The following is a 20,606-nucleotide window of genomic DNA, read 5'->3' as shown; positions in this document are numbered from 1 at the left end:
ATGGCTGATCAGATCAATACTCTCGAAGAGCTGAGCGCCGTCGCAGGCGTTGAGGTTGTGGCCGAAGAAATCATCGTGCGTGAACCCGTGCGTGACGAACTGGGTCGTTCATATGCCACCGGCAAGCGTAAAGACGCTGTTGCCCGCGTTTGGATCAAGCCGGGTTCCGGCAAGGTCACCGTGAACGGCAAAGACCAGGACGTGTATTTCGCTCGTCCCGTTCTGCAGCTGATCCTGCGCCAGCCGTTCCAGGTTGCCGGCGTTGAAGGTGAGTTCGACGTTGTTGCAACCGTTAAAGGTGGTGGCCTGACCGGTCAGGCCGGTGCGGTCAAGCACGGCATCTCGAAAGCGCTGCAACTGTACGATCCGTCGCTGCGTGGCGCACTGAAAGCCGCTGGCTTCCTGACCCGCGACAGCCGTGTTGTTGAACGTAAGAAATACGGTAAGCGCAAAGCGCGTCGTTCGTTCCAGTTCTCGAAGCGTTAATTCGCTGCCGAGTGCACAAAATCAAAGGGCTCGCGTGTGCGAGCCCTTTTTCGTTTGAGATGCGTGTTGGGGGTTATTCTTCGTACACCATCTTCCAAGCACCGTTTTCCACAACATTCACATAGACCGAGTCGGCTCCCTGGTGATCATCAGGACCAAAAGTCATGTGGTTGCCCACCAGTTCATCCTGATAGTCCAGCGTTTCCATCGCGGCGATAAAGCTTTCCTGAGTCAGATCAGGGCCGGCAGCCTCAAGCGCTTTGACCATCGTTTCGGCCGCAGAGTATCCCAGCATGGCAAACCCGACAGGATCTTCACCGGTTGCCGCCTGGTATTCCTCGATAAAGGCGGCAGGGGCAGGGTCTCCGGCACGGGACCACAGATCCTGCCACGACGCGGCGGCGTAAAACCCGTCTGTCACTCCGCCCGGCACCTGCGCAACAACAGTCAGGAAACTGGCGGATGTACCAAGAAACTTCATTTCCGTCAGGCCCATCTTCTTGGCGGTGCCAACAACGGTAATGGCCTGACGCACACCCAGAGCGATCGTGACGATATCGCACCCTTCTTCCTTGAGCTTGCTCAGCGAGCCCACGAAATCCGTTTCATCCGGCTTGTGCGTGGTCTCGGCGACAAAAGCGATCCCGGCTTCTTCGGCACCGGCCTTGGTACCTTCGACGATTTCGGCGCCAAAATCGGTTGGCAGGTACATTGAACACACAGACTGCCCGCCGAACTCGGCCGCCAGATACGTCACACCAACACGGCTTTGGTCAAAGTAGGTCGAAAAGGCCGTGAACTTATTGTCCATCGGTTCCTGCAGCATTTGCCGTGCGGCGGACAGTGGGGCGACATTGGGAATACCTTTTGGATCCAACAACTTGAAGCCCGCGACATTCATCGGAGTTCCCAGCGACTGTAGCATCGCAAACACCTTGTCGCGGTTCAACAGCTTGTTGTAGCCCTGCATCGCGCGCGGCATCTGATATCCGTTGTCCTCGACAACATAGCGGATCGTGCGCCCGTGCACGCCGCCATTTGCGTTCACCCGGTCAAACACCACATTTGCACCTTTGGTGGCCGGAACACCGACGGCCGCGAAGATACCGCTCAGATCGTTGACCGAACCGATGATGATCTCATCATCCGTGACACCCTGTGTCTGTGCATTGGCAAGGGTCGCCGAAGCCGTCAAGGCGGTGGCCGCCGCCAGCCGCATGATCACATTCTTCATCTTTCTCCTCCCTTTAGGTTATCTCTTTTATTAATTGTACATGTCTTCAATAAGATGGCCGTGCTTCTTTTCGACAAAGCTGCGTTTCAACTTCATCGTTGCGGTCAGTTCATCGTCATCTGCGGTCAGAAGTACATCAATCAGGCGAAAGTCCTTGATCTGCTCGACCCGTGCAAAATCCTTATTCACCGCGTCGATTTCCCCCTGGATCTGATCTTTGACTTCGGCGGCTGCACAGAGGGATGCAAAATTTGAAAACGGAATCTTCCGATCCTGCGCAAATTTTTCGACGTTTTCCTGATCAATCATGATCAGCGCGGTCAGGAACTTTCGCTTGTCACCGATTATCACCGCGTCCGAGATGTAGTGGCTGAATTTCAACCGGCTTTCGATCTCGGCAGGGGTGATATTCTTGCCACCGGCAGTGATGATGATGTCTTTCATGCGGCCTGAGATGGTGACGTAGCCATCCTCATCGATATGCCCCAGATCGCCGGTTCGCAGCCACCCATCGGCGGTGAAAGTCTCGGCAGTCTTGGCATTATTGCGCCAATATCCCTGAAAAATGTTGAGGCCCTTTAGCTGAATCTCACCGTCGTCGGATATCCGGATATCATTTCCGGGCACAGCGCGTCCGATAGTTCCGACCTTATTGCTTTCAATGGTGTTTAGCGTCGCCAGACCCGAGGTCTCGGTCATCCCGAACCCCTCGACCAACGGCACGCCAATTGCCCAGTACCATTTCAGCAAGTCCGTTGAAATCGGAGCCGCGCCTGAACCTCCGCGCCGCATCTTGTCCATACCCAGCATGCGGCGCAGGTTGCGCAGAACCAGCCGGTCCCACACCCAGAATTGCGCGGCGACACCGGCTGGGACGGGTTTGCCGGCTAGATTGTACTCGGCCCGAGCAAGCCCTGCTTTCAGGGCCATGCCAAAGGCTGCGCGGCCCGTGGGCGTCGCATCCTGCGTCATGATCTGAACGTAGGAATAGATCTTCTCCCAAACACGCGGAACAGCGGTGAAGGTCGAGGGTGAGATCTCTTGCAAGTTCGCAAACACGGTCTCCGGGCTTTCGGCAAAATTTACGATGCATTTGGCGGCAAGTGGGAAGTAGATGGATACATCACGCTCTAGAATATGGCACAGCGGTAGAAAGCATAGCTGTTCGTCCGTCTCTAAGGCAGGCAACGCATGTGCTCCACATTCTATTGCCGCAAGGATGTTCTCATGGCTCAGCATCGCGCCTTTCGGCATTCCTGTGGTGCCCGAGGTGTAGATCAACAGCGCGGTATCCTGCGGCGACGCTAGCGCGACTTCTACCTCGAAACGATCGGGTTCTTCAGCCTCGGCTTGCTGACCCAGCGCATACAATGCGTCGATCATCATGCAGCGCGCGTGATCCAGATCGTGCAGGCCCTCATCGTCAAGAATGATGACATTCAGAAGGCCCGGCACCTCGTCTTCGACCTGCAGGAATTTGTCCAGTTGCTCTTCGTTTTCGACGATAAGAAAACGGCTGTCGCTGTCATTGATCAGGTATTTCAGCTGGTTGGCCGAGTCGGTGGTGTAGACACCGGATGCGATACCACCAACGGCCTGAATACCCATGTCGAACCAGGCCCATTCCCTTCGGTCCTCTGACAAGATCGAGACAACCTCGCCGCGCTGCAACCCCAGTTTGCGCAGGGCAAGACCGATCCATTTAGCGTGCTGCCAATAGTCTGCCCAGGAATACGACTTCCAGATGCCAAGGTCTTTTTCGCGGTGCGCCGTACGATCACCAAGCTCGGCGCAGCGGTTCCGAAACAGCTCGCAGATAGTAATACACTCATCAACGCAAACCGGGCGCTGACCGGGGGTTGCGTTCAGGCGAACGCCGTTGACTGTGATCTGAGGGGGCAGGGTGCTGATGTTCATCTGTCTCACCTCCACGTCTTTTTCCGTTTCCAACGACGGTTTTCCCGTGCGCCTTCTTCCTGAACGCCCAGATAGAAATTCTGAATGTCCTCTGACCGCATCAGAACATCCGCTGCGCCATCCATGACGATGCGGCCAACTTCCATCACATAGCCATGATGAGCCAGCTCCAAGGCGGCGTTGGCGTTCTGCTCGACCAACATCATCGTCATGTTCTGTTCGTCATTCAGTCGTTTGAGGATGCCAAATATTTCCTGAACCAGCAGTGGAGACAGACCTAGCGACGGTTCATCCAACAGCATGATCTTTGGGCTGGCCATCAGACCACGGCCAATCGCCAGCATCTGCTGCTGTCCGCCAGACAGAGTGCCGGCCTCTTGATTGCGACGTTCCTTGAGGATCGGAAAGTACGAAAAAACTAGATCCCGATCGTGATCGATCTGCCCCTTGTCCTTCAGGGTATAGGCCCCGAGGCTGAGGTTTTCGTCGACCGTCAGCAGTGGAAACACTTCACGCCCTTCGGGCACGTGAACGATGCCTTTCTGCACGACCTTGTGTGGCTCGGACCCCTGAATTTCGTCGCCTTCAAACGTGATCTTGCCCTTTTCCGGATCCATCACGCCAGAAACAGTTTTCATCAGCGTGGTCTTGCCCGCGCCATTGGCGCCAAGGATCGAGACAATTTGGCCCGGATGAACATCCAGAGAAACGCCGCGGATCGCCATGATCGGACCATAGAAACTTTCGATGTTGCGAATTGTCAGGATCGGCTCGCTCATGAGGCTTTACCCAAATAGGCTTCGACCACCGCCGGGTGCGACTGAACCTCAGCTGGTGTTCCCAGCGCCAGTTTTGCGCCGTCCGCCATTGCCAGAACGCGATCCGAGACGCCGGAAACCAGCCCCATATCATGCTCGACCATCAGAACCGTGATCCCCATCTGCCTGCGGATATCGTCAATCCACCAGCGCATGTCGGTAGTTTCTTCAACCGAAAGCCCGGATGCAGGTTCGTCCAGCAACAGCAGCTTAGGATCGGTGGCCAATGCGCGGGCCACCTCGACCACCTTGCGCACGCCGTAGGGCAGGCCGGAAATCATTTTGTCGCGAAAGGCCTGTAAGTCGAGGAAGTCGATAATCTCTTCGACCTTTTCGCGGTTTTCCAATTCCTGCCTCCGGGCTGAGGGCAGAAACAACACTTCGGACAGCATGTTGGTTTTACGGTGACGGTGCCGTCCAACCAAAAGGTTCTGCAGCACGGTCGCGTGTTCGAACAGTTCAATGTTCTGAAATGTCCGCGCCACACCAAAGGCCGCCACACCGGACGCTTTGGCCTTAAGCAAGTCGTGACCGTTATACCGGATCGACCCGGCATAAGGGTCATAGAAACGCGAGATCAGATTGAAGACCGTGGATTTTCCTGCGCCATTTGGGCCAACGATGGCGAAAACTTCGCCTTCCTCGACTTCGAAAGACAGATCATTGACGGCAGTCAGCCCACCGAACTTCAGGGTGACGTATTCGAACTCAAGCAAGCTCATCTCAGGCGCTCCGTCTTGAGGTAGGATTTCTGCCGCTTGAACATGTCCTTGCGATAGAAGGGAAACAGCTCGAACCACGTGCGGACTTTCAGCCAGCGCCCGTACAGGCCCATCGGTTCAAACAGGATGAAGGCGATCAGGATCATTCCGAAGATACCGAACTCCAACCCCGGAATGGCGACGGTATTGCCACCAAACACCGCGCCCACGTACTCCTTTGAAATCGACAGGAACTGGGGCAGGAACCCGATTACGATCGCCCCAAGGAATGCGCCATGGATGGATCCCAGACCACCGATCACGATCATCATCAGTAGCTGGATTGAGATCAGGACGCTGAACGTCTCATTGTTGAATGCACCCGAGAACATACCCATTAACGCGCCCGCCCAACCACTCACAGCGCAGGACAGTGCGAACGAGATCATCTTGGTCCGGGCAATGTCCACGCCCATGGCCTGTGCTGACAATTCGGAATCCCGCACAGCTATAAAGCTGCGCCCCAAAGGCGCGCGCAACAGGTTGATGTAGCCAAGCGTCACCAGCACCGCCACACCAAGAACCAGCCAGAAGAACTGGACCGGAGTACCCCAGCGATCGACCAGAAACCCGAAAATCTCAACGCCGCCAAGATATTTGCCCGCGACACCGCCTGTGATCGGCTCGGCCAGAACGATGACGTCATCCATGAGGATGGACAGGGCCATTGTGAAGATCGCAAGATATATCCCGTGCAGTCGCAGGGCGGGGATGGCGACCGTCACTCCGGCCAATCCGGTCAGAATACCAGCCAAGGGGAAGGCGATCAGAAACGGCACGCCGGCTTCCAGAAGAATGACATTGGCATAGCAACCAAAGGCTAAAAACGCCGCATGACCCAGACTGACTTGACCTGTGTGACCTGTCAGGATCATCAACCCCAGGCCCGCGATGGCCCAGATCAGGACGTTTGTCAGCTCACCCAGGTAGAAGTCGTCCAGCCACCACGGAGCTGTGGCGACGACCGCCAGCAAGATAAGGTACAGGCAAAGCTGATATGCGTCCTTCCAAGGTCGGATATCCTGCATGTAGTTGGTTTTGAACACAATCCGCATGGCTTAGACCTTCTTGACCCGAACCTGACTGAACAGCCCATTCGGGCGAAAGATCAGCACCGCCAGCAGCAGCGCATAAGGCGCGATCTGACTGTACCCTGCCGCGATGTAGCGGCTGGCAAAGGGCTCGATCACACCAACGATCAGCCCGCCAGCCAATGCCCCCGGCAGGCTTCCAAAGCCACCGATTACGGCTGCGGCGAAGGCCTTGATGCCGAGCAAACCGGTGGTTGGATCGATAGACCCCTTGGCCGCGAACAAGATGCCCGCAATCCCCGCGACAACCCCCGCCAGAGCCCAGATAAAGCCCTGCACGCGCTTCACCGGTATTCCCATGTAATACGCCGCCAACTGGTTCTGCGACGCGCCCTGCACCGCAAGACCCAGCTTGGTCCGACTGAAGAAGACATACAGCCCCCAGGTCAGCAAGATGGTCACGACGATGACGGCGACGTCCTCCATCCCCAGCACCAGCCCGCCAAAGCGGACTTCTTTGCCGGCCAACGGGTTTTGCAGCGTCTGCGGCTCGTGCCCCCAAATTAACCCGGCCGCGAAGCGGATGACGAAGCCCAATGCGATGGTCAGGATAACAACTGCCGTTTGGCTCTCTCCGAAAAGGCGCCGGATGATCAGGCGATCAAGCAAGTAGCCCAACGCGCCCATGATCCCCAATGAAATCGGCAAGGCCATCCAGAAGGGCAGCCCCATATACTCCGTATTCGTAAGCCCGATCGTCACGAAGGCGCCCAGCATCATGAAATCGCCCTGCGCGAAATTCACCGCCTCGGTGGCCTTGTAAATCAGCACAAAGCCAAGCGCGATCAAGCCGTAGACACAGCCATTCGCCAGCCCGCTGATCAGCAGCTGCGCGTTATCCAAGTTTGTCCTCCCATGCCGGTTGGCCCGGCGTTCCTTACGCCCCGGACATCCTCCTTCGTCCGGGGCTTTGTTCTACTATGGCGTGATAATCACCTTCCCGTCACTCTTTTTCAGAGCATTCGCCAGATTTGCCACCACATCGCGCAAGCCAAGCCGTTCAGAAACATCCGTTTTCCAGCGTCCGTCAGCAAACCGGGCCTGGACTTCACCAACAACTCTCATCTGGTCCGCCGGAGGAGTTGACGTCATCCACTTGGTCAACCAGAACCCCTCGATCCGCTTGCCCATAAAGATCAACTGACCGGTCTGTGTCAGCTTTGGCAATTCGGGGCTGAGCTTGCCGTAGACAACCCACCGCGCGCCGTTGGGCATCGAACAGAAAATCTGCTCGGAGACCTGATCCGTCACGGCATCCAGAAAGACACGTGGTTTCAGTTCCAAGCTGAGCGCTGCGAACTTCTGCATCATGTCCGGGTCGGACGTGACCAAAACCTCATGAGCGCCAAGTTCCTTCAAAGTCTCCACTGCCTCGGCCCGGCGCACGATTGCGATGGGTTTAAGCCCCAAATCGCGACCAAGCGAGCACATGAGTTTGCCCAACTGGCTGGTGGCCGCCGAAACGACAAAAGCATCGCCCGCACCCCGCGCGATATCCACCATGGCCATCGCAGTCATGGGATTGATGACCTGGGCCGAGCCATCTTCGTCCGAGATATCGGGTCGCAGGGGGATACACATCAGCGCCTGCGTCACGATATACTCCGCCCACGCCCCGGAACCAGCCGCCACAAAGGCAACCCGTTGGCCCTGCAACGCTTCGGCACCGGTGCCGGTGGCCACCACGTCGCCACAGCCTTCGAATCCGGCGGGCGCGCCTTTGACACGCGGCTGCCCGTATTCGCCCTTAATAAAATGGAGGTCAGAAGGATTCACCGACGACGCCCGTAATTTGATCAGCACCTGACCGGGGCCGGGTTCGGGCACGGGAAGCTCGGCCGCGGCCAGCCAATCGGCGGCATCCTTGATAAACGGACCGGTGGCCGATCCGGAATACCCGTCATGAGTTTGAATCACGGCGAACATGTTTGGGGGCAGGGTGGTCATTATGTCTCCTATCTCCTGTGCGGACACAGCACAGAACGGGTCTGTTGCAAGTGGTGTTGCGTTGGATTTAGGGGCAGCCAATCAAACAGGTGCTGGGACGTCAATCAGAGTTGCGTCTGACGTAACGGGAGTGCGCACCCGGTAAAGAAGAAGGGCCGTTCATATCAGAACGGCCCTCAGAAACTATTGTTGTCCAGTCAGAAGCGTGCGCAGCTCTTCGATCTTCTGAGCAATCAACTGCGGGGATGCCTTGATTTCATCCAGGATACCCAAGGCCTTTGTTTTCAGGTCCTGTGACAACTGGCTGTCCTGAACCGAAGTCACCATGGCGTCATAGTCAAAATTCTGGACGGAAAGCGTACCTTCTTCGATCCAGGAATTCATCAGGTCTTGCCCCTGATTGGCTAGGGACGCGACCTGATCTCCGGCCTGGTCAGCCAGATCGGTGGCCGCCTGTCCGGCTTGTTCGGCCGCTTCGGTGGCTTGGTCAGCAATGGAAGATGCGGCTTCGCTCGCCTGTTCGGTGGCGGCATCTACGGCATCATTCACGGCCGCACCAGCGTCTTGGGCTGCCGATTGCAGGCTTTCGGCGGGCGTGGGTTCGGGTTGGTTGAGGTAATAGTAAGCTCCGGCGCCAAGTCCGGCGACGATAACAGCTAATATGAGAGTGCGCGACATGGGGTTCTCCTTGAAATATGTGTCGCTTAGATGAGGGTAAATTATCGGTGATCAAAGGGGAATTCCCAGAAATTCATTTCAATTCGGGGGTTTGAGCCAGCCAACGCCGATCTGATGAAACCAGGTGGCAATAACACGCCGTCATGCCGACAACATGACCCGTGAGCTTGATTACTTGCCTAAAACCGAGGTGGATTTTAACTCTTAAGTGCAGAGGTAAGACGGGCAGCAATGCGCCTGAGCAAGTAACTACGCCTCGAAAGAGTTACTGAACCTTGGAGAACCACATTGCCTTCCTATGGGCGATCATCGGAAAAAATTGCAACACTTTATTGGAGCGCCAGCGATAAACTGGGGAAAAGGTCACCACAAACGATCTTGCGAGTATGAAACCCAGAAACTGAAAGACACTTTTGGGGGGATTAACCCGAACCTTTCGCAGAAGGTGCGCATGGCGACGATCAGGTTGGTGCGCATTGTGGGTGTGAGGAAGCCGGTTTTTCGAGTTGTTCAACGCAATCGGCCGGGTCTTCACATCATCAACGCCTTGCTGACCAGCGCTTGCTTGTTCGGGTATCGCGAGACGTCTACGCCACGCGCGATCAAAGCATCGCTGAGTTCCTTCTTACTTAAGCCCTCTATCGCTTCGATTGTCATCTTCATGAAGTTGATCTGACGTTTGAACGGACCGTTCGTTTCACCAAAGATGTGGCGATCCTGAAACCTGAATTCATCGGCATACTTGGTCATGAAGTAGGCCAGGAAAGTGTTGATGCTGGTCCGTACACGCGGATCATCCGCCATCAGATCCAAGGATGAATCAAGCGTTTCGCGCATGAGGGCGACCCATCGCTCCGCCCCTTTGTCATTCATCAGCGCCATCGCATTGTGCGTGTGATGAAAACTTAACCGGAATTCCGCGCCGTGATAATACGGACCACCACCCATGACATCGATCCACATCGATGCCTGTGTCGCAACGTGATGGCTTAGCCCGCCAACCCGTTCAAAGACAGATGTAAACCAGGGCTCATCCGCAAAGACCCGTTCGTAGAACCTGCGTACGATATCGACAATTTGGTCCTGTCCGAGGACCGAGTAGAGTTGCCAAAATTGGATGGGTTTCGTGATGTCTCTGGGTGCTGTCAGCGAGACCACCTCTGGCATCCGATGCGCGTCAGGTGGCAGTACCCCGTTTTCGATCGCCGATTTGATATAGGAGTGCTGTATTTTCTCGCTCATGTAGCCGTGGCGCGTTGGGTATTTGGGATGGTCAACACGGGTCATTGGATGAGTTCCTTGAGGCGTCTTATCGCGTTGCTTCATGGGAATTGCACCTACAGGTCAGCAATGTGCTGGGGCAGGCCAGCTGCTATCGCGAAAGGCCAAATGCTTTGCGGTACTTTGGAATAAAGAGCTCTTTTCCCTTCATCTTGCGGGTGATCCAATCGCCAACAGTCGCAAAGAGCCAACTATTGCCGACATGAGGTCCCAGCGGAACGAGGATCGGTGCCTTCTTCCAAGGTGCATAGGGCTTTTGATCTTCGACCGATTGTCCCTTCAACACCTGTTTCAATGTCCTGATCAACCAAGGGTTCTGCCTTGAGATCGCGACAATCGTCATACCGTCACCGATGTCGGCGATGTCGCCCGCGATGAAGACATTCGAAAAATCTGACGGGCGCATCCACTTGTCGGTTTTGACTCGGCCGGATGGTACAGCGTTCACCCCAGGCAAAGTCTGGATCAAGGCCGTATTTGTTTTTGATCCGACGACCGGAAACACCAGATCAGCGGAGATAACCAGGCCATCGGTCAGCTTCACTGATCCCGTGTAGGGCATATCCATGCGCTGTAGATCCTCGACCCTTTGACCAAGCACGACAGATACACCGGCGCGTTCAAGTTTGCGTTTGATCTGGTTGCCAAACTTAGCGGGATACATCGGGAAAAGGGTATCGTCCGACGAAATCAAAGTGATGTCCTTGTCCGGTCGTGCCGCAGCAATTTCACCTGCCAGTTCTGTGCCAACGGCACCAGCCCCGACGATTGCCACCGAATTCGCGGCTGCCAATTGTGCGCTGACGTCCGCGCTGGCCTGGCGAAAATCATCAATGCTGTCGCCCGATGGTTTGAACGGTGCTGCATAGGACGAACCTGTGGCCACGACGATAAAATCAGCCGGATAGACGCTGCCATCTTCCAGGGTCACTTCGGTTTGAGACACCGATACAGCGCGGCCACGCACGACCCGCCCGGTCTTTAGCAGGCGATCATATGGCAGGACGATCTGATCCAGCAAAGCAGGGTCCAAGAGCGCCCGGATTGTCGCCGGCGGCTGCACAAAAGCTTCGCGCTGCTCGATCAGTTTGACATCGGCATGTGCATCCAATTCTTTGGCAACCTCAAAGCCGACATATCCGCCACCAACAATCACTACCTTCTTCCTGGACATCCCGATCCTCATTGCATTTGCGTGTTCCGGGCAGTAGTTAGAAATACATGATCAAAACGACAAGTACGGTCATTTAGGATACTGTCATGACAACTCTCGAATCGAAAGAGAATTGCCTTATCGAGCCGTTGATCGAAGCGATTTCGGGTAAGTGGAAACTTTTGATTGTCTATTGGCTGGTGCAGGAAACCTCGCGGTTCAATCAGCTTCAGCGAAACCTTGGCAGCATAACGCACCGGACACTGACCCGCCAGCTAAGCGAGTTGCAGGAGGCGGGCTTTGTGTCTCGCAAGGACTTCAAAACCATCCCGCCGCATGTGGAATACAGTCTGACGCCTTTAGGGCAAAGCCTGATACCGCTGCTGCAGGCCATGCATGACTGGGCGGCGAGCAACGCGGATCTGCTACGCGATCCGAAATGATGGCATTGCGGTAAGCTGAGCCGCAATAGCGGGCGTACTGGCATTCGTCACATATAGGCCGAGGAAGATGCGTTGACGCAGCGGCCTCTGGAAACCCAAAAGTGCTGGCACCATTGCGTGGAATGAAGCGGCGCGTGCACCCCGACACCAGACGGGGGACTTATACCAGAACCAAAAGCAGATAGGCGGCAAGCGCCACTACAATGGAAAACAGAACCACGGGTGGCGGTTTATCAGTATCCTTGAGTTCTTGCTGAAACGAACCAGCGTAGTACGCCAGATAAAGCGCGGCAACCAGCAGGAACAAAGCTATGACTTTGGCGATAATCGAAATCATTAATCTTTCCTCTAACGCCGCAATATGACTCCTTTCTCGTAAAAAACCTCTTCATAAAATCGCGATATTTTTCATCATGTTATGAACATGTTGGTGAGATACGAGTGCTGGCTCACCAAAGAATGATGTTTCCAAGCTCGTAAGAATACCTTTTTGGCCGCCAATTCCGGACTTGTAAGCGCAGCAATTGGCGATCCCGTATCTGGGCAAAATATGTACGCTGGTAGTCCAAAAAACAAAGAGCGCCCAAGGGCGCTCGTCGTTGAGAAACAGTTTGGGTTTCTTTTAGCCGCCCCAACTTCGAACCTCGCCGCAATCCATATGGACGAAGTTTGAGCGGTGATACTTGCCAACACCGCCAGCGCGGCATGACATGGCTGCTTTGGCCATTTGGGACACGGAACGGGACGACAGGCGCAAGTCAGCAGCCTGACCTTTCATGTGCAGCGAGTTCTTGGCCACACGGCGCGAACGAGACCGCAGCATTGCGTTGGTTTGGGGGGAGCGGTAGCCGGACAAAAGAGTGTAGGGCTCATTCACGTCCAGAAGATTGTGAGAGGCTGCCATGATGTCGATGGTGCGCAGATCCATGGATTTGGCTTGGTCAGTGCGCCAGTCGCGCATGAAGTGATTCACTTCCTTGACGGCGTCCTTGATGTATTTGCCGTCGACCCAATAAATCATATCAAGCCGTTCGCCCGTGCGGCCCGAATACATACGGATACGACGAATATCGCCGCCACCGCGCAAAAAACCTGCTGCATTGGAATAAGTCGGTGCTGCTACAACTGCTGTTGCAGCGAATGCGCCCAATAGGGCACGCCGGGTCAAGCCCGATGTACTGCTCGTGGTCATTTCGTTTCGTCCCGTACTGTTCCTGCCTGCACACGATGTTACGCGCGCGATCTTAATTTTTTCCCATCCCAGATGCGGGATTTATGACACAGTACGAAAAGCCAGCCAAGAAATCTTTCACATTCACCTTTTCAAGGGGGAATTTTCGGCGATTTTTTGCGCAGGTGATGCAAATTGGTATAGTATTGAGGCAATTAGGCGTTGGCGCAACGCAGCCGATGCAAACGCGCATCAGGCTCGGATGGATGCTTTGGATTGATGTATTTGTGAATGGACAAAACGTCCAGCTGAAAACCATATTCGTTCGGAACGCGCCTCAGAACGCGCAAAGTATTGAATAATCAAGGTCATCCCATGCGAGCACTTTATCGGTTGCCTAAAAGTCTTATCTTCGCCGCTTGCATTACGGCGTCAGCCTCTGTGGCAAGTGCCCAGTCTGCACCCGGAACGGCATTTCAAATGGCTGTTGCCGAATTTGCGCCTGCAGGGTCGGGTCTGGCAGAGTTCTATCGTACCAACGCTTTTGCCCCAATATGGGTGGGCGACACGCCTGAGCATGAAGCGCGCAGAGCGCGGTTGATCAAGGCGTTGTCTTCCACAAACCTGCATGGCCTGCCCGAAGGGGGCGGCTATGACGTACAGTCGATCGTATCAAAAATGCAGGACGCCAGCTCGCTGCGGGATTTGGGTGCGGTCGAAATCGAACTGAGCAGGGCGTTTGTCAGCTATGCAAGTGATCTGTTTTCGGGCGCATTGCGTCCTGCGCAGATTGACGATGGGCTGGTCCGCAAGGTATCGCGTCGGTCGGCCAATGACCATTTGCAGGGCCTGCTTAATGCGGAGGGTGACGCGTATTTCGATCTGCTTGCACCGCAATCCACCCAGTACCGTGCGTTGATGAAGCAGAAGATCGCGCTTGAGGCATTGGTCAACCAAGGCGGTTGGGGTACCGGTGTGCCTGTGGGTAAGTTGGAATATGGTGATACCGGACCCAATGTAATTAAGCTGCGTAACCGTCTGATTACAATGGGGTACCTAAGTCCGACCGCAAGCCCAGAATTCGATGAGGCAATGCTTGCCGCTGTCAAAGATTTCCAGCAGGCGCATGGTCTGGCCACCGATGGTGTCGCCGGTGAGGGCACGATCGCCGAACTTAACCGCACGGCGTCCGAGCGTTTGAAGGCCGTTTATGTTGCACTGGAACGCGAACGCTGGTTGCCGCGTGAACGGGGTGAGCGGCACATTCTGGTTAACCAGGCCGACTTTTCGGCCAAGATCGTGGACGATGGTCGGGTTACCTTTGAGACCCGCGCCGTGATTGGCAAGAACGTGCATGACCGTCGCAGCCCGGAGTTCTCGGACGAGATGGAGCATATGGTCATCAACCCCAGTTGGTATGTGCCACGCTCGATCATCACCAAGGAATATCTGCCAAAACTGCAGTCAAATCCAAACGCCGTAGGTCACATCCAGATCACGGATCGCAGCGGTCGTCTGGTTAATCGGGGCGCGGTTGATTTCACCCAGTTCAACACCAGAAACTTCCCGTTTGCCATGCGTCAGCCTCCCAGCAAAAGCAACGCGCTGGGGCTGGTAAAGTTCATGTTCCCCAATAAGTACAACATCTATCTGCATGATACGCCTCAGAAATCTCTGTTTGCACGTGAGACGCGGGCGTTCTCGCACGGGTGTATCCGTTTGGCGCAACCTTTTGAGTTTGCCTATGCGCTTTTGGCCAAACAGGAAGAGGACCCAAAGGCGTTTTTCCACCGGGTATTGGCGTCCGGCAAGGAAACGACTGTCCCGCTGGAACAGCATGTTCCGGTTCATCTGATCTATCGCACCGCCTATGTCGGTCCGAAAGGTGAGGTTCAATATCGCCGCGATGTCTATGACCGGGACCGGAAAATCTGGGACGCTCTGCAGAAAGCAGGGGTAGCCCTGCCGGACGTTCAGGGGTAATCACCGGGGGCAGGTCCTTAATTCGGGAAGCCCGTCATGCAGTACACTATTCAGCAAATCGCCGAAGCTTTGGGCGCGGACTGTCAAGGTGATCTTGGCCTTGTCATAGCGCGCGCCGCAGAACCGGCCGACGCTGGGCCGTCTGATCTGGCAATGGCGATGTCGCCGAAATACGCGGACGCGCTTAGCACGGGTGCCGCCCGCGCCGCCGTCTTGTGGGAAGGCGCGGATTGGCAGGCTCTGGGTCTGGAGGCCGCTATTTTTGTAAGACGTCCACGGATGGCGATGGCTGGAATCACGGCAATGCTGGATCGCGGGCAGGGGGTTGAGCCGGGCATTCACCCCTCGGCCGTAATCGACCCGACAGCGGAGATCGGCGAGGGCGCCTCGATCGGTCCGTTGGCAGTTGTTGGTGCCGGTGTGCGTATTGGTAGGGGCGCAGTCATCGGCCCACACTGCGTGATCGGGCTGGATGCCGTTCTGGGCGACGACGCGTTTCTGCGCGAGATGGTGAGTATCGGAGCACGGGCTCAGATTGGTGATCGTTTCATTGCGCAACCCGGCGCTAGGATTGGCAGTGACGGTTTCAGCTTTGTGACGCCCGAGGTATCAGGCGTGGAAAACGCCCGCAAATCCATGGGCGATCAGGGTGAAGCCCGGGCACAAAGCTGGCTCCGCATTCATTCTTTGGGTGCCGTTGAGATTGGCGATGATGTCGAAGTCGGTGCGAATTGCACCATTGACAATGGAACCATCAGGAACACACGCATCGGCGATGGCTCCAAGCTCGATAATCAGGTTCATATCGGGCACAACACACGTGTTGGGCAGGATTGCCTGTTATGCGGGCAATCCGGTGTGTCCGGATCAGTTGAAATTGGAAACAACGTTGTTTTGGGCGGACAGACCGGAGTGTCGGACAATATCTTTGTCGGCGACGGTGTGATTGCGGGCGGGGGCTCAAAAATATTGTCCAACGTGCCCAAAGGGCGTGTGGTTATGGGCTATCCGGCCGTCAAAATGGAAACGCATACAGACATTTACAAAGCACAGCGCCGGCTGCCGCGATTGGCGCGTGACGTTGAGGCGCTGAAAAAGGCTGTTTCCAAACGGTCTCCGAGCGATTAAATCAACCACAACATGATAATTAGAGGATCGACATGAGCATCAGCGACCGCGTCATCGCAATCATTGCAGAGCAGGCCGTGCTGGAGCCGTCGGATGTGACACCCGAAAGCACGCTCGAAGAGCTGGGTATCGACAGCCTTGGACTAGTCGAGAGCATTTTCGCCATCGAGGAAGAGTTCGATATCTCGATTCCGTTCAATGCCAACGAGCCGAGCGCCAGCGACTTTGACATCTCGAACGTCGCGGCCATCATCACCGGCATCCAAAAGCTGGTGTCGGAAAAGGTCTGACATAATCCTATGAAACGCGTCGTTATCACCGGGGCCGGTACAATCAATTCACTGGGCCATTCGGTGCCTGATACGTTGGAGGCCATGCGCGAAGGGCGCTGCGGTATCTCTGCGCTTGAATTTCGCGATGTTGAAAGGTTGGCCATTCAGATCGGCGGTCAGGTCCGTGGGTTCGAGGCCGAGGGGCGGTTTAACCGCCAGCAAATGACCCTGTATGACCGGTTCACCCAATTCACGCTGACGGCTGCGAAAGAGGCGATTGATCAATCCGGGATCGAATTCCACGGAGATCTTGCCGCCCGTTCGGGCGTGGTTCTGGGCACGGCTGGTGGCGGTGTTTCTACATGGGATGACAACTACAGGTCCGTTTATGAGGACGGCAAAAACCGGGTGCACCCATTTGTCGTACCAAAACTGATGAACAACGCGGCGGCCAGTCACGTTTCGATGGAGCATAACCTTAAGGGCCCCAGCTTTACGGTGTCGACGGCCTGTGCCTCGTCCAACCACGCAATGGCACTGGCGTTCCAGATGGTACGCAGCGGTGCTGCTCCGGCGATGCTGACCGGTGGTTCGGAATCCATGTTGTGTTTTGGTGGTGTCAAAGCCTGGGAAGGGCTGCGTGTCATGTCCAAGGACGCCTGCCGCCCGTTCAGCGCGAATCGCAATGGTATGGTGCAGGGCGAAGGCGCAGGTGTCTTCGTGTTCGAAGAATACGAGCACGCCCGCGCCCGTGGGGCTGATATCCTGTGTGAGGTCGTGGGTTTTGCGATGTCGTCAGATGCGTCGGACATTGTCATGCCCAGCAAACAGGGCGCTGCGCGCGCCATGTCGGGTGCGCTTGCGGATGCAGGGTTAAGCGCGGACAGTGTTGGATATATTAACGCACATGGGACCGGAACCGCGGCCAATGACAAGACAGAATGCGCGGCCGTGGCCGGTGTCTTTGGTCCTCATGCGGACGAGCTGATGATATCTTCGACCAAGTCGATGCACGGCCATCTTATCGGTGGCACCGGCGCGGTCGAACTGCTGGCCTGTATCATGGCACTGCGGGATGGCGTGATCGCTCCGACCATCGGCTATGAAGAGCCGGACCCCGAATGCGCGCTGGACGTTGTGCCAAACGAAGCCCGCGAGGCAAAAGTGGACGTAGCACTGAGCAACGCCTTTGCTTTTGGCGGGCTGAATGCCGTTATTGCCCTGAAACGCATTTGACTTCTGATTTCAAACAAGGAAGCCGCCGGTAAATCCCGGCGGCTTCTTTGTTTAGCGAAACCTCAGTTCTGTAGAACTTTCAAGCCTTCAAAACCTGCTGTGAAGCCCGACAGCGATACTTCCAGTTGCAGCAGTTGGTTTGGTGCGAGAACCGACACAAGCGACAAGGTCGCTTTGGTTCCGACTTTCATTGCGTCCACGTCGCCCTCGGTAAAGCCCATCTGCGCGACACAGCCAACTGGGTTACAGTGGTGGTAGTCGTAGCGCTTGCCCGGAGCACCATCGATCGAAAACGCCAGCTGCGCCTGTAGCATCGTTTCCAGTGGGACAACCACAGTTGCTCCGGCAACCGCAGCCACGCCTTCGGGCAGTTTTTCCAGAGTGATTTCCGCGATCGGCTGGCCTTGCTCGCCGGTCAGGATCTGACGCATCGCGCAGGGGTCCTCGTCGGCATCGGTCTTGATGCACAGGATCGCCCAGTCGCCTTTTTCTTCCTTGACGTATTGTTCGCCGTTACGCGGACCGGTTTCACCCAGGTCCAGATCGTTGCCGACCTGAGTTTGCGAGGTCTGGGGTTGTTGTTCGGTTTCCTGCGTCGTTTCCTGTGCGTACGCGGCTCCGCACCACATAGCAGCGGTCACCAGGCTGACGGATAGTGTGTTCTTGATCATGATTGCCTCGGTCGTATGTTGGACTTTTTCATTCGTCTATCACCCTTGCCCGACACTGTCAGGGGCTAAGGCAGGTCATTTCCAGATGTGAACGGTTTTTTGCCGGGTTATCGGAAATTTAGCGCGACGACAAAAAGAACAAAGGGAGCCGGTGGAGCGGCTCCCTTCTAATAATTTTCTCCCCGTCGGACTGGCCGACTTATTTATGCGCAGACGTTACGAAAGGCAGGGGCATCGGTCAACTGAAAACCTGAAATTTTAATGTAACGGCCATGATTTGTAAAAAAACCGCGCCCAAGGGCGCGGTCAGTCGACAGGGAGGAAATATGCCGCCCCGTAACCTTAGCCACTAAGGCAGCAATTAGACTTTCGCAGTTAAAGGTTAACTTTGTATGCTGGCCGCAGATCGGTGAAAATAAGGCCTTACATTCATGGACCAAAACATATTCTTAGGTGGCGGTGGCAACGACTACGGCCAGCCGCAGTCGCTGGCGCTGAAATATGCCAACCGCCACGGCATGATCGCGGGGGCGACGGGAACAGGTAAAACGGTGACACTGCAAATTCTGGCCGAGGGGTTTTCGCAAGCCGGTGTTCCGGTGTTCCTGTCTGACGTCAAAGGGGACCTTTCTGGTCTGGCCAAGGCGGGGAGCGAAAGCCACAAACTTCACCAAGCGTTTCAGGATCGCGCCCAGCGGATCGGCTTTACCGATTACGCGTATGGCGCGTGCCCGGTCACGTTCTGGGATCTGTTCGGGCAACAGGGACATCCCGTTCGCACAACCGTGACCGAGATGGGACCTCTGCTGCTGTCGCGCCTGATGGATCTGAGCGAAGCGCAAGAGGGCATTCTGAACATCGCGTTTCGAGTGGCGGATGAAGAAGGGCTACCGCTGCTGGACCTCAAGGATCTTCAGTCGCTGCTGGTTTGGATTGGGGAAAACCGGGCCCAGTTGTCTTTACGTTATGGCAATGTCTCAACCGCTTCGATCGGGGCCATACAGCGTCGCCTGCTGGTTCTGGAAAACCAGGGCGGGACCAAACTGTTTGGCGAACCCGCGCTGGAATTGGCCGATCTGATGTGCGTCGATGAAAACGGGCAGGGCGTCGTGAACATCCTTGCCGCAGACAAGCTGATGGGATCGCCGCGCCTGTACGCAACATTCCTGCTGTGGCTGCTAAGCGAGCTGTTCGAAGAACTGCCCGAAGTTGGCGACCCGGACAAACCCAAACTGGTGTTCTTCTTTGACGAAGCCCATCTGCTGTTCGACGATGCCCCAAAGGTTCTGGTGGACAAGGTCGAACAAGTCGCCCGCCTCATTCGCTCCAAAGGTGTGGGTGTTTACTTCATCTCGCAGAATCCAGCGGACGTTCCGGAAGACATTCTGGGACAACTTGGCAACCGGGTGCAGCATGCCCTGCGTGCATTCACGGCGCGGGATCGCAAGAACCTGCGGCTTGCAGCAGAAACCTATCGTGAAAACCCGACCTTCGATACCGAAGAGGCGATCCGCGAGGTTGGTGTCGGTGAGGCCGTGACCTCGATGTTGCAGAAGAAAGGCGTGCCAGGGATCGTCGAACGCACTCTGATCCGCCCGCCCGGAACGCAACTGGGGCCAATCACCAAGGCCGAGCGGAAGGCGCTGATGGCTGCCTCGGCGATGAACGTGAAATACGGGCAGTTAAAGGACCGGAAATCCGCTTTTGAAATCCTTCAGTCCCGCGCAGATTCAGCAGCGCAAGCAGCGGCAGAGGCCGAGGAACAGTTGGAAACCCAATCTACGGCCGAGCGTGAATTTGCGACAGCGAGACGCTATTCCGGCAGCCGGGTTGGGCGGTCATCCTCTCGCGTGATGCGCAAGAAAGACACGTTCGCAACCGCGATGAGCGAAGCGGTGATCAAGGAACTGAAAGGAACAACCGGACGCCGCATTGTGCGCGGCATTCTGGGCGGTTTGTTCAAAGCCAGATAAGGGTAGTGCCGGGCAGGAACCCTCTTGCCCGGCGCGCATTCCGTTACTTCAGACGGCGCTGGCCTTCTTGTTTGCAATAGGCGTCCGCTTCGGAGACCGACATTTTGGTGGCCGGGAAGTTGGTCGCCCGATCCCAGATCACACGGTCTGGACGATATAGTTGGCAAGTAACTTCACCCTTTGGCGTCTGCACTTTTACCGGAGCCGTTTCCAATTCTTCCGGCGACGGGATACATCCAGCCAGCATGGCGAACAGAGGGACGATAAGGGCTATTTTAGTGAAGGAAGTATTCATGTGCACTCTTCTTAAACTCGTAGGTTTCCCGAATGATCGCGGGCCAAGCATCAATTTAGCGTAAATAC

22 protein-coding genes are annotated in these 20,606 nt (G+C 55.8%); 8 read left to right on the top strand and 14 right to left on the bottom strand.

The genetic code is table 11. The annotated features are described in order from the left end of the window. Entirely contained in the window at positions 1-486 is a 486-nt protein-coding gene (rpsI, locus tag DS906_RS13395) for a 30S ribosomal protein S9 (RefSeq protein ID WP_037309196.1), read from the top strand. A 73-nt stretch (positions 487-559) separates the two neighbouring features. Here the strand turns inward: rpsI and DS906_RS13390 are convergent, their stop codons facing one another. The 10 genes from DS906_RS13390 to DS906_RS13345 form a co-directional block, all read right to left on the bottom strand. Next, positions 560-1,720, bottom strand: coding sequence for an ABC transporter substrate-binding protein (locus DS906_RS13390; RefSeq protein WP_113790644.1), 1,161 nt, complete (start codon positions 1,718-1,720; stop codon positions 560-562). Between the two features lie 30 nt (positions 1,721-1,750). After that, positions 1,751-3,637, bottom strand: a complete 1,887-nt coding sequence (locus DS906_RS13385; RefSeq protein WP_113790643.1) for a long-chain fatty acid--CoA ligase — start codon at positions 3,635-3,637, stop codon at positions 1,751-1,753. Between the two features lie 5 nt (positions 3,638-3,642). Continuing rightward, complete coding sequence (locus DS906_RS13380; protein WP_113790642.1) at positions 3,643-4,416, bottom strand: ABC transporter ATP-binding protein; 774 nt, start codon at positions 4,414-4,416, stop codon at positions 3,643-3,645. Beyond that, positions 4,413-5,177: an ABC transporter ATP-binding protein gene (locus DS906_RS13375; protein ID WP_113790641.1), complete on the bottom strand. Its 765-nt coding sequence runs from the start codon at positions 5,175-5,177 to the stop codon at positions 4,413-4,415. The genes DS906_RS13380 and DS906_RS13375 overlap by 4 nt, the downstream gene beginning before the upstream one ends. Further along, positions 5,174-6,271 carry a branched-chain amino acid ABC transporter permease gene (locus tag DS906_RS13370; protein WP_113790640.1) on the bottom strand — a complete coding sequence of 366 codons (1,098 nt, stop codon included), beginning with the start codon at positions 6,269-6,271 and terminating at the stop codon, positions 5,174-5,176. Before DS906_RS13370 ends, DS906_RS13375 begins: the two co-directional genes overlap by 4 nt. A 3-nt stretch (positions 6,272-6,274) precedes the next feature. Next, positions 6,275-7,150, bottom strand: coding sequence for a branched-chain amino acid ABC transporter permease (locus DS906_RS13365; RefSeq protein ID WP_113790639.1), 876 nt, complete (start codon positions 7,148-7,150; stop codon positions 6,275-6,277). Between the two features lie 75 nt (positions 7,151-7,225). Continuing rightward, positions 7,226-8,254, bottom strand: coding sequence for a zinc-binding dehydrogenase (locus DS906_RS13360; RefSeq protein WP_113790638.1), 1,029 nt, complete (start codon positions 8,252-8,254; stop codon positions 7,226-7,228). A gap of 183 nt (positions 8,255-8,437) precedes the next feature. Then, on the bottom strand, positions 8,438-8,932 hold the full coding sequence (locus tag DS906_RS13355) for a hypothetical protein (RefSeq protein WP_058271600.1): 495 nt from the start codon (positions 8,930-8,932) through the stop codon (positions 8,438-8,440). A gap of 531 nt (positions 8,933-9,463) precedes the next feature. Continuing rightward, positions 9,464-10,219 carry a truncated hemoglobin gene (locus tag DS906_RS13350; protein WP_113790637.1) on the bottom strand — a complete coding sequence of 252 codons (756 nt, stop codon included), beginning with the start codon at positions 10,217-10,219 and terminating at the stop codon, positions 9,464-9,466. 85 nt (positions 10,220-10,304) lie between these two features. After that, entirely contained in the window at positions 10,305-11,432 is a 1,128-nt protein-coding gene (locus tag DS906_RS13345) for an NAD(P)/FAD-dependent oxidoreductase (protein WP_255415407.1), read from the bottom strand. A 41-nt stretch (positions 11,433-11,473) separates the two neighbouring features. Here DS906_RS13345 and DS906_RS13340 point away from each other — a divergent pair, with 41 nt between their 5' ends. Then, on the top strand, positions 11,474-11,809 hold the full coding sequence (locus DS906_RS13340) for a helix-turn-helix domain-containing protein (RefSeq protein WP_113790635.1): 336 nt from the start codon (positions 11,474-11,476) through the stop codon (positions 11,807-11,809). A gap of 160 nt (positions 11,810-11,969) precedes the next feature. On the opposite strand, the gene DS906_RS22220 is transcribed toward DS906_RS13340, so the two are convergent. After that, positions 11,970-12,146, bottom strand: a complete 177-nt coding sequence (locus DS906_RS22220; RefSeq protein ID WP_158541327.1) for a hypothetical protein — start codon at positions 12,144-12,146, stop codon at positions 11,970-11,972. Between the two features lie 285 nt (positions 12,147-12,431). Continuing rightward, positions 12,432-13,001 (bottom strand): DUF882 domain-containing protein, encoded by a 570-nt coding sequence (locus DS906_RS13335; RefSeq protein WP_113790634.1) that lies wholly within the window; start codon positions 12,999-13,001, stop codon positions 12,432-12,434. 83 nt (positions 13,002-13,084) lie between these two features. Here DS906_RS13335 and DS906_RS13330 point away from each other — a divergent pair, with 83 nt between their 5' ends. From DS906_RS13330 to DS906_RS13310, 5 genes are read left to right on the top strand one after another with little or no spacing between them, the layout of a single operon-like run. Then, on the top strand, positions 13,085-13,342 hold the full coding sequence (locus DS906_RS13330; RefSeq protein WP_113790633.1) for a hypothetical protein: 258 nt from the start codon (positions 13,085-13,087) through the stop codon (positions 13,340-13,342). A gap of 13 nt (positions 13,343-13,355) precedes the next feature. Continuing rightward, positions 13,356-14,963 (top strand): murein L,D-transpeptidase, encoded by a 1,608-nt coding sequence (locus tag DS906_RS13325; RefSeq protein ID WP_113790632.1) that lies wholly within the window; start codon positions 13,356-13,358, stop codon positions 14,961-14,963. Positions 14,964-14,999: 36 nt separating this feature from the next. Continuing rightward, the gene (gene lpxD, locus DS906_RS13320) at positions 15,000-16,091 is read left to right on the top strand and encodes a UDP-3-O-(3-hydroxymyristoyl)glucosamine N-acyltransferase (protein ID WP_113790631.1); all 1,092 of its coding nucleotides are present in this window, start codon (positions 15,000-15,002) and stop codon (positions 16,089-16,091) included. A gap of 32 nt (positions 16,092-16,123) precedes the next feature. After that, positions 16,124-16,381: an acyl carrier protein gene (locus tag DS906_RS13315; protein ID WP_113790630.1), complete on the top strand. Its 258-nt coding sequence runs from the start codon at positions 16,124-16,126 to the stop codon at positions 16,379-16,381. A gap of 9 nt (positions 16,382-16,390) precedes the next feature. Next, entirely contained in the window at positions 16,391-17,599 is a 1,209-nt protein-coding gene (locus DS906_RS13310) for a beta-ketoacyl synthase (protein WP_113790629.1), read from the top strand. A gap of 62 nt (positions 17,600-17,661) precedes the next feature. Here the strand turns inward: DS906_RS13310 and DS906_RS13305 are convergent, their stop codons facing one another. Further along, a complete protein-coding gene (locus tag DS906_RS13305) occupies positions 17,662-18,270 on the bottom strand; it encodes an invasion associated locus B family protein (protein ID WP_113790628.1) in 609 nt (202 codons plus the stop codon). A 431-nt stretch (positions 18,271-18,701) separates the two neighbouring features. Between DS906_RS13305 and DS906_RS13300 the strand changes: the two genes are divergently transcribed. Next, entirely contained in the window at positions 18,702-20,243 is a 1,542-nt protein-coding gene (locus DS906_RS13300; RefSeq protein WP_113790627.1) for a helicase HerA-like domain-containing protein, read from the top strand. Between the two features lie 43 nt (positions 20,244-20,286). Here the strand turns inward: DS906_RS13300 and DS906_RS13295 are convergent, their stop codons facing one another. Continuing rightward, a complete protein-coding gene (locus tag DS906_RS13295) occupies positions 20,287-20,538 on the bottom strand; it encodes a hypothetical protein (RefSeq protein WP_058277955.1) in 252 nt (83 codons plus the stop codon). Between the last annotated feature and the right edge of the window lie 68 nt (positions 20,539-20,606).

Source organism: Ruegeria sp. A3M17, assembly GCF_003318255.1.
GTDB lineage: Bacteria > Pseudomonadota > Alphaproteobacteria > Rhodobacterales > Rhodobacteraceae > Ruegeria.
The sequence above is the reverse complement of the archived record's forward strand: the minus strand, read 5'-3'. Positions and strand labels throughout refer to the sequence as shown.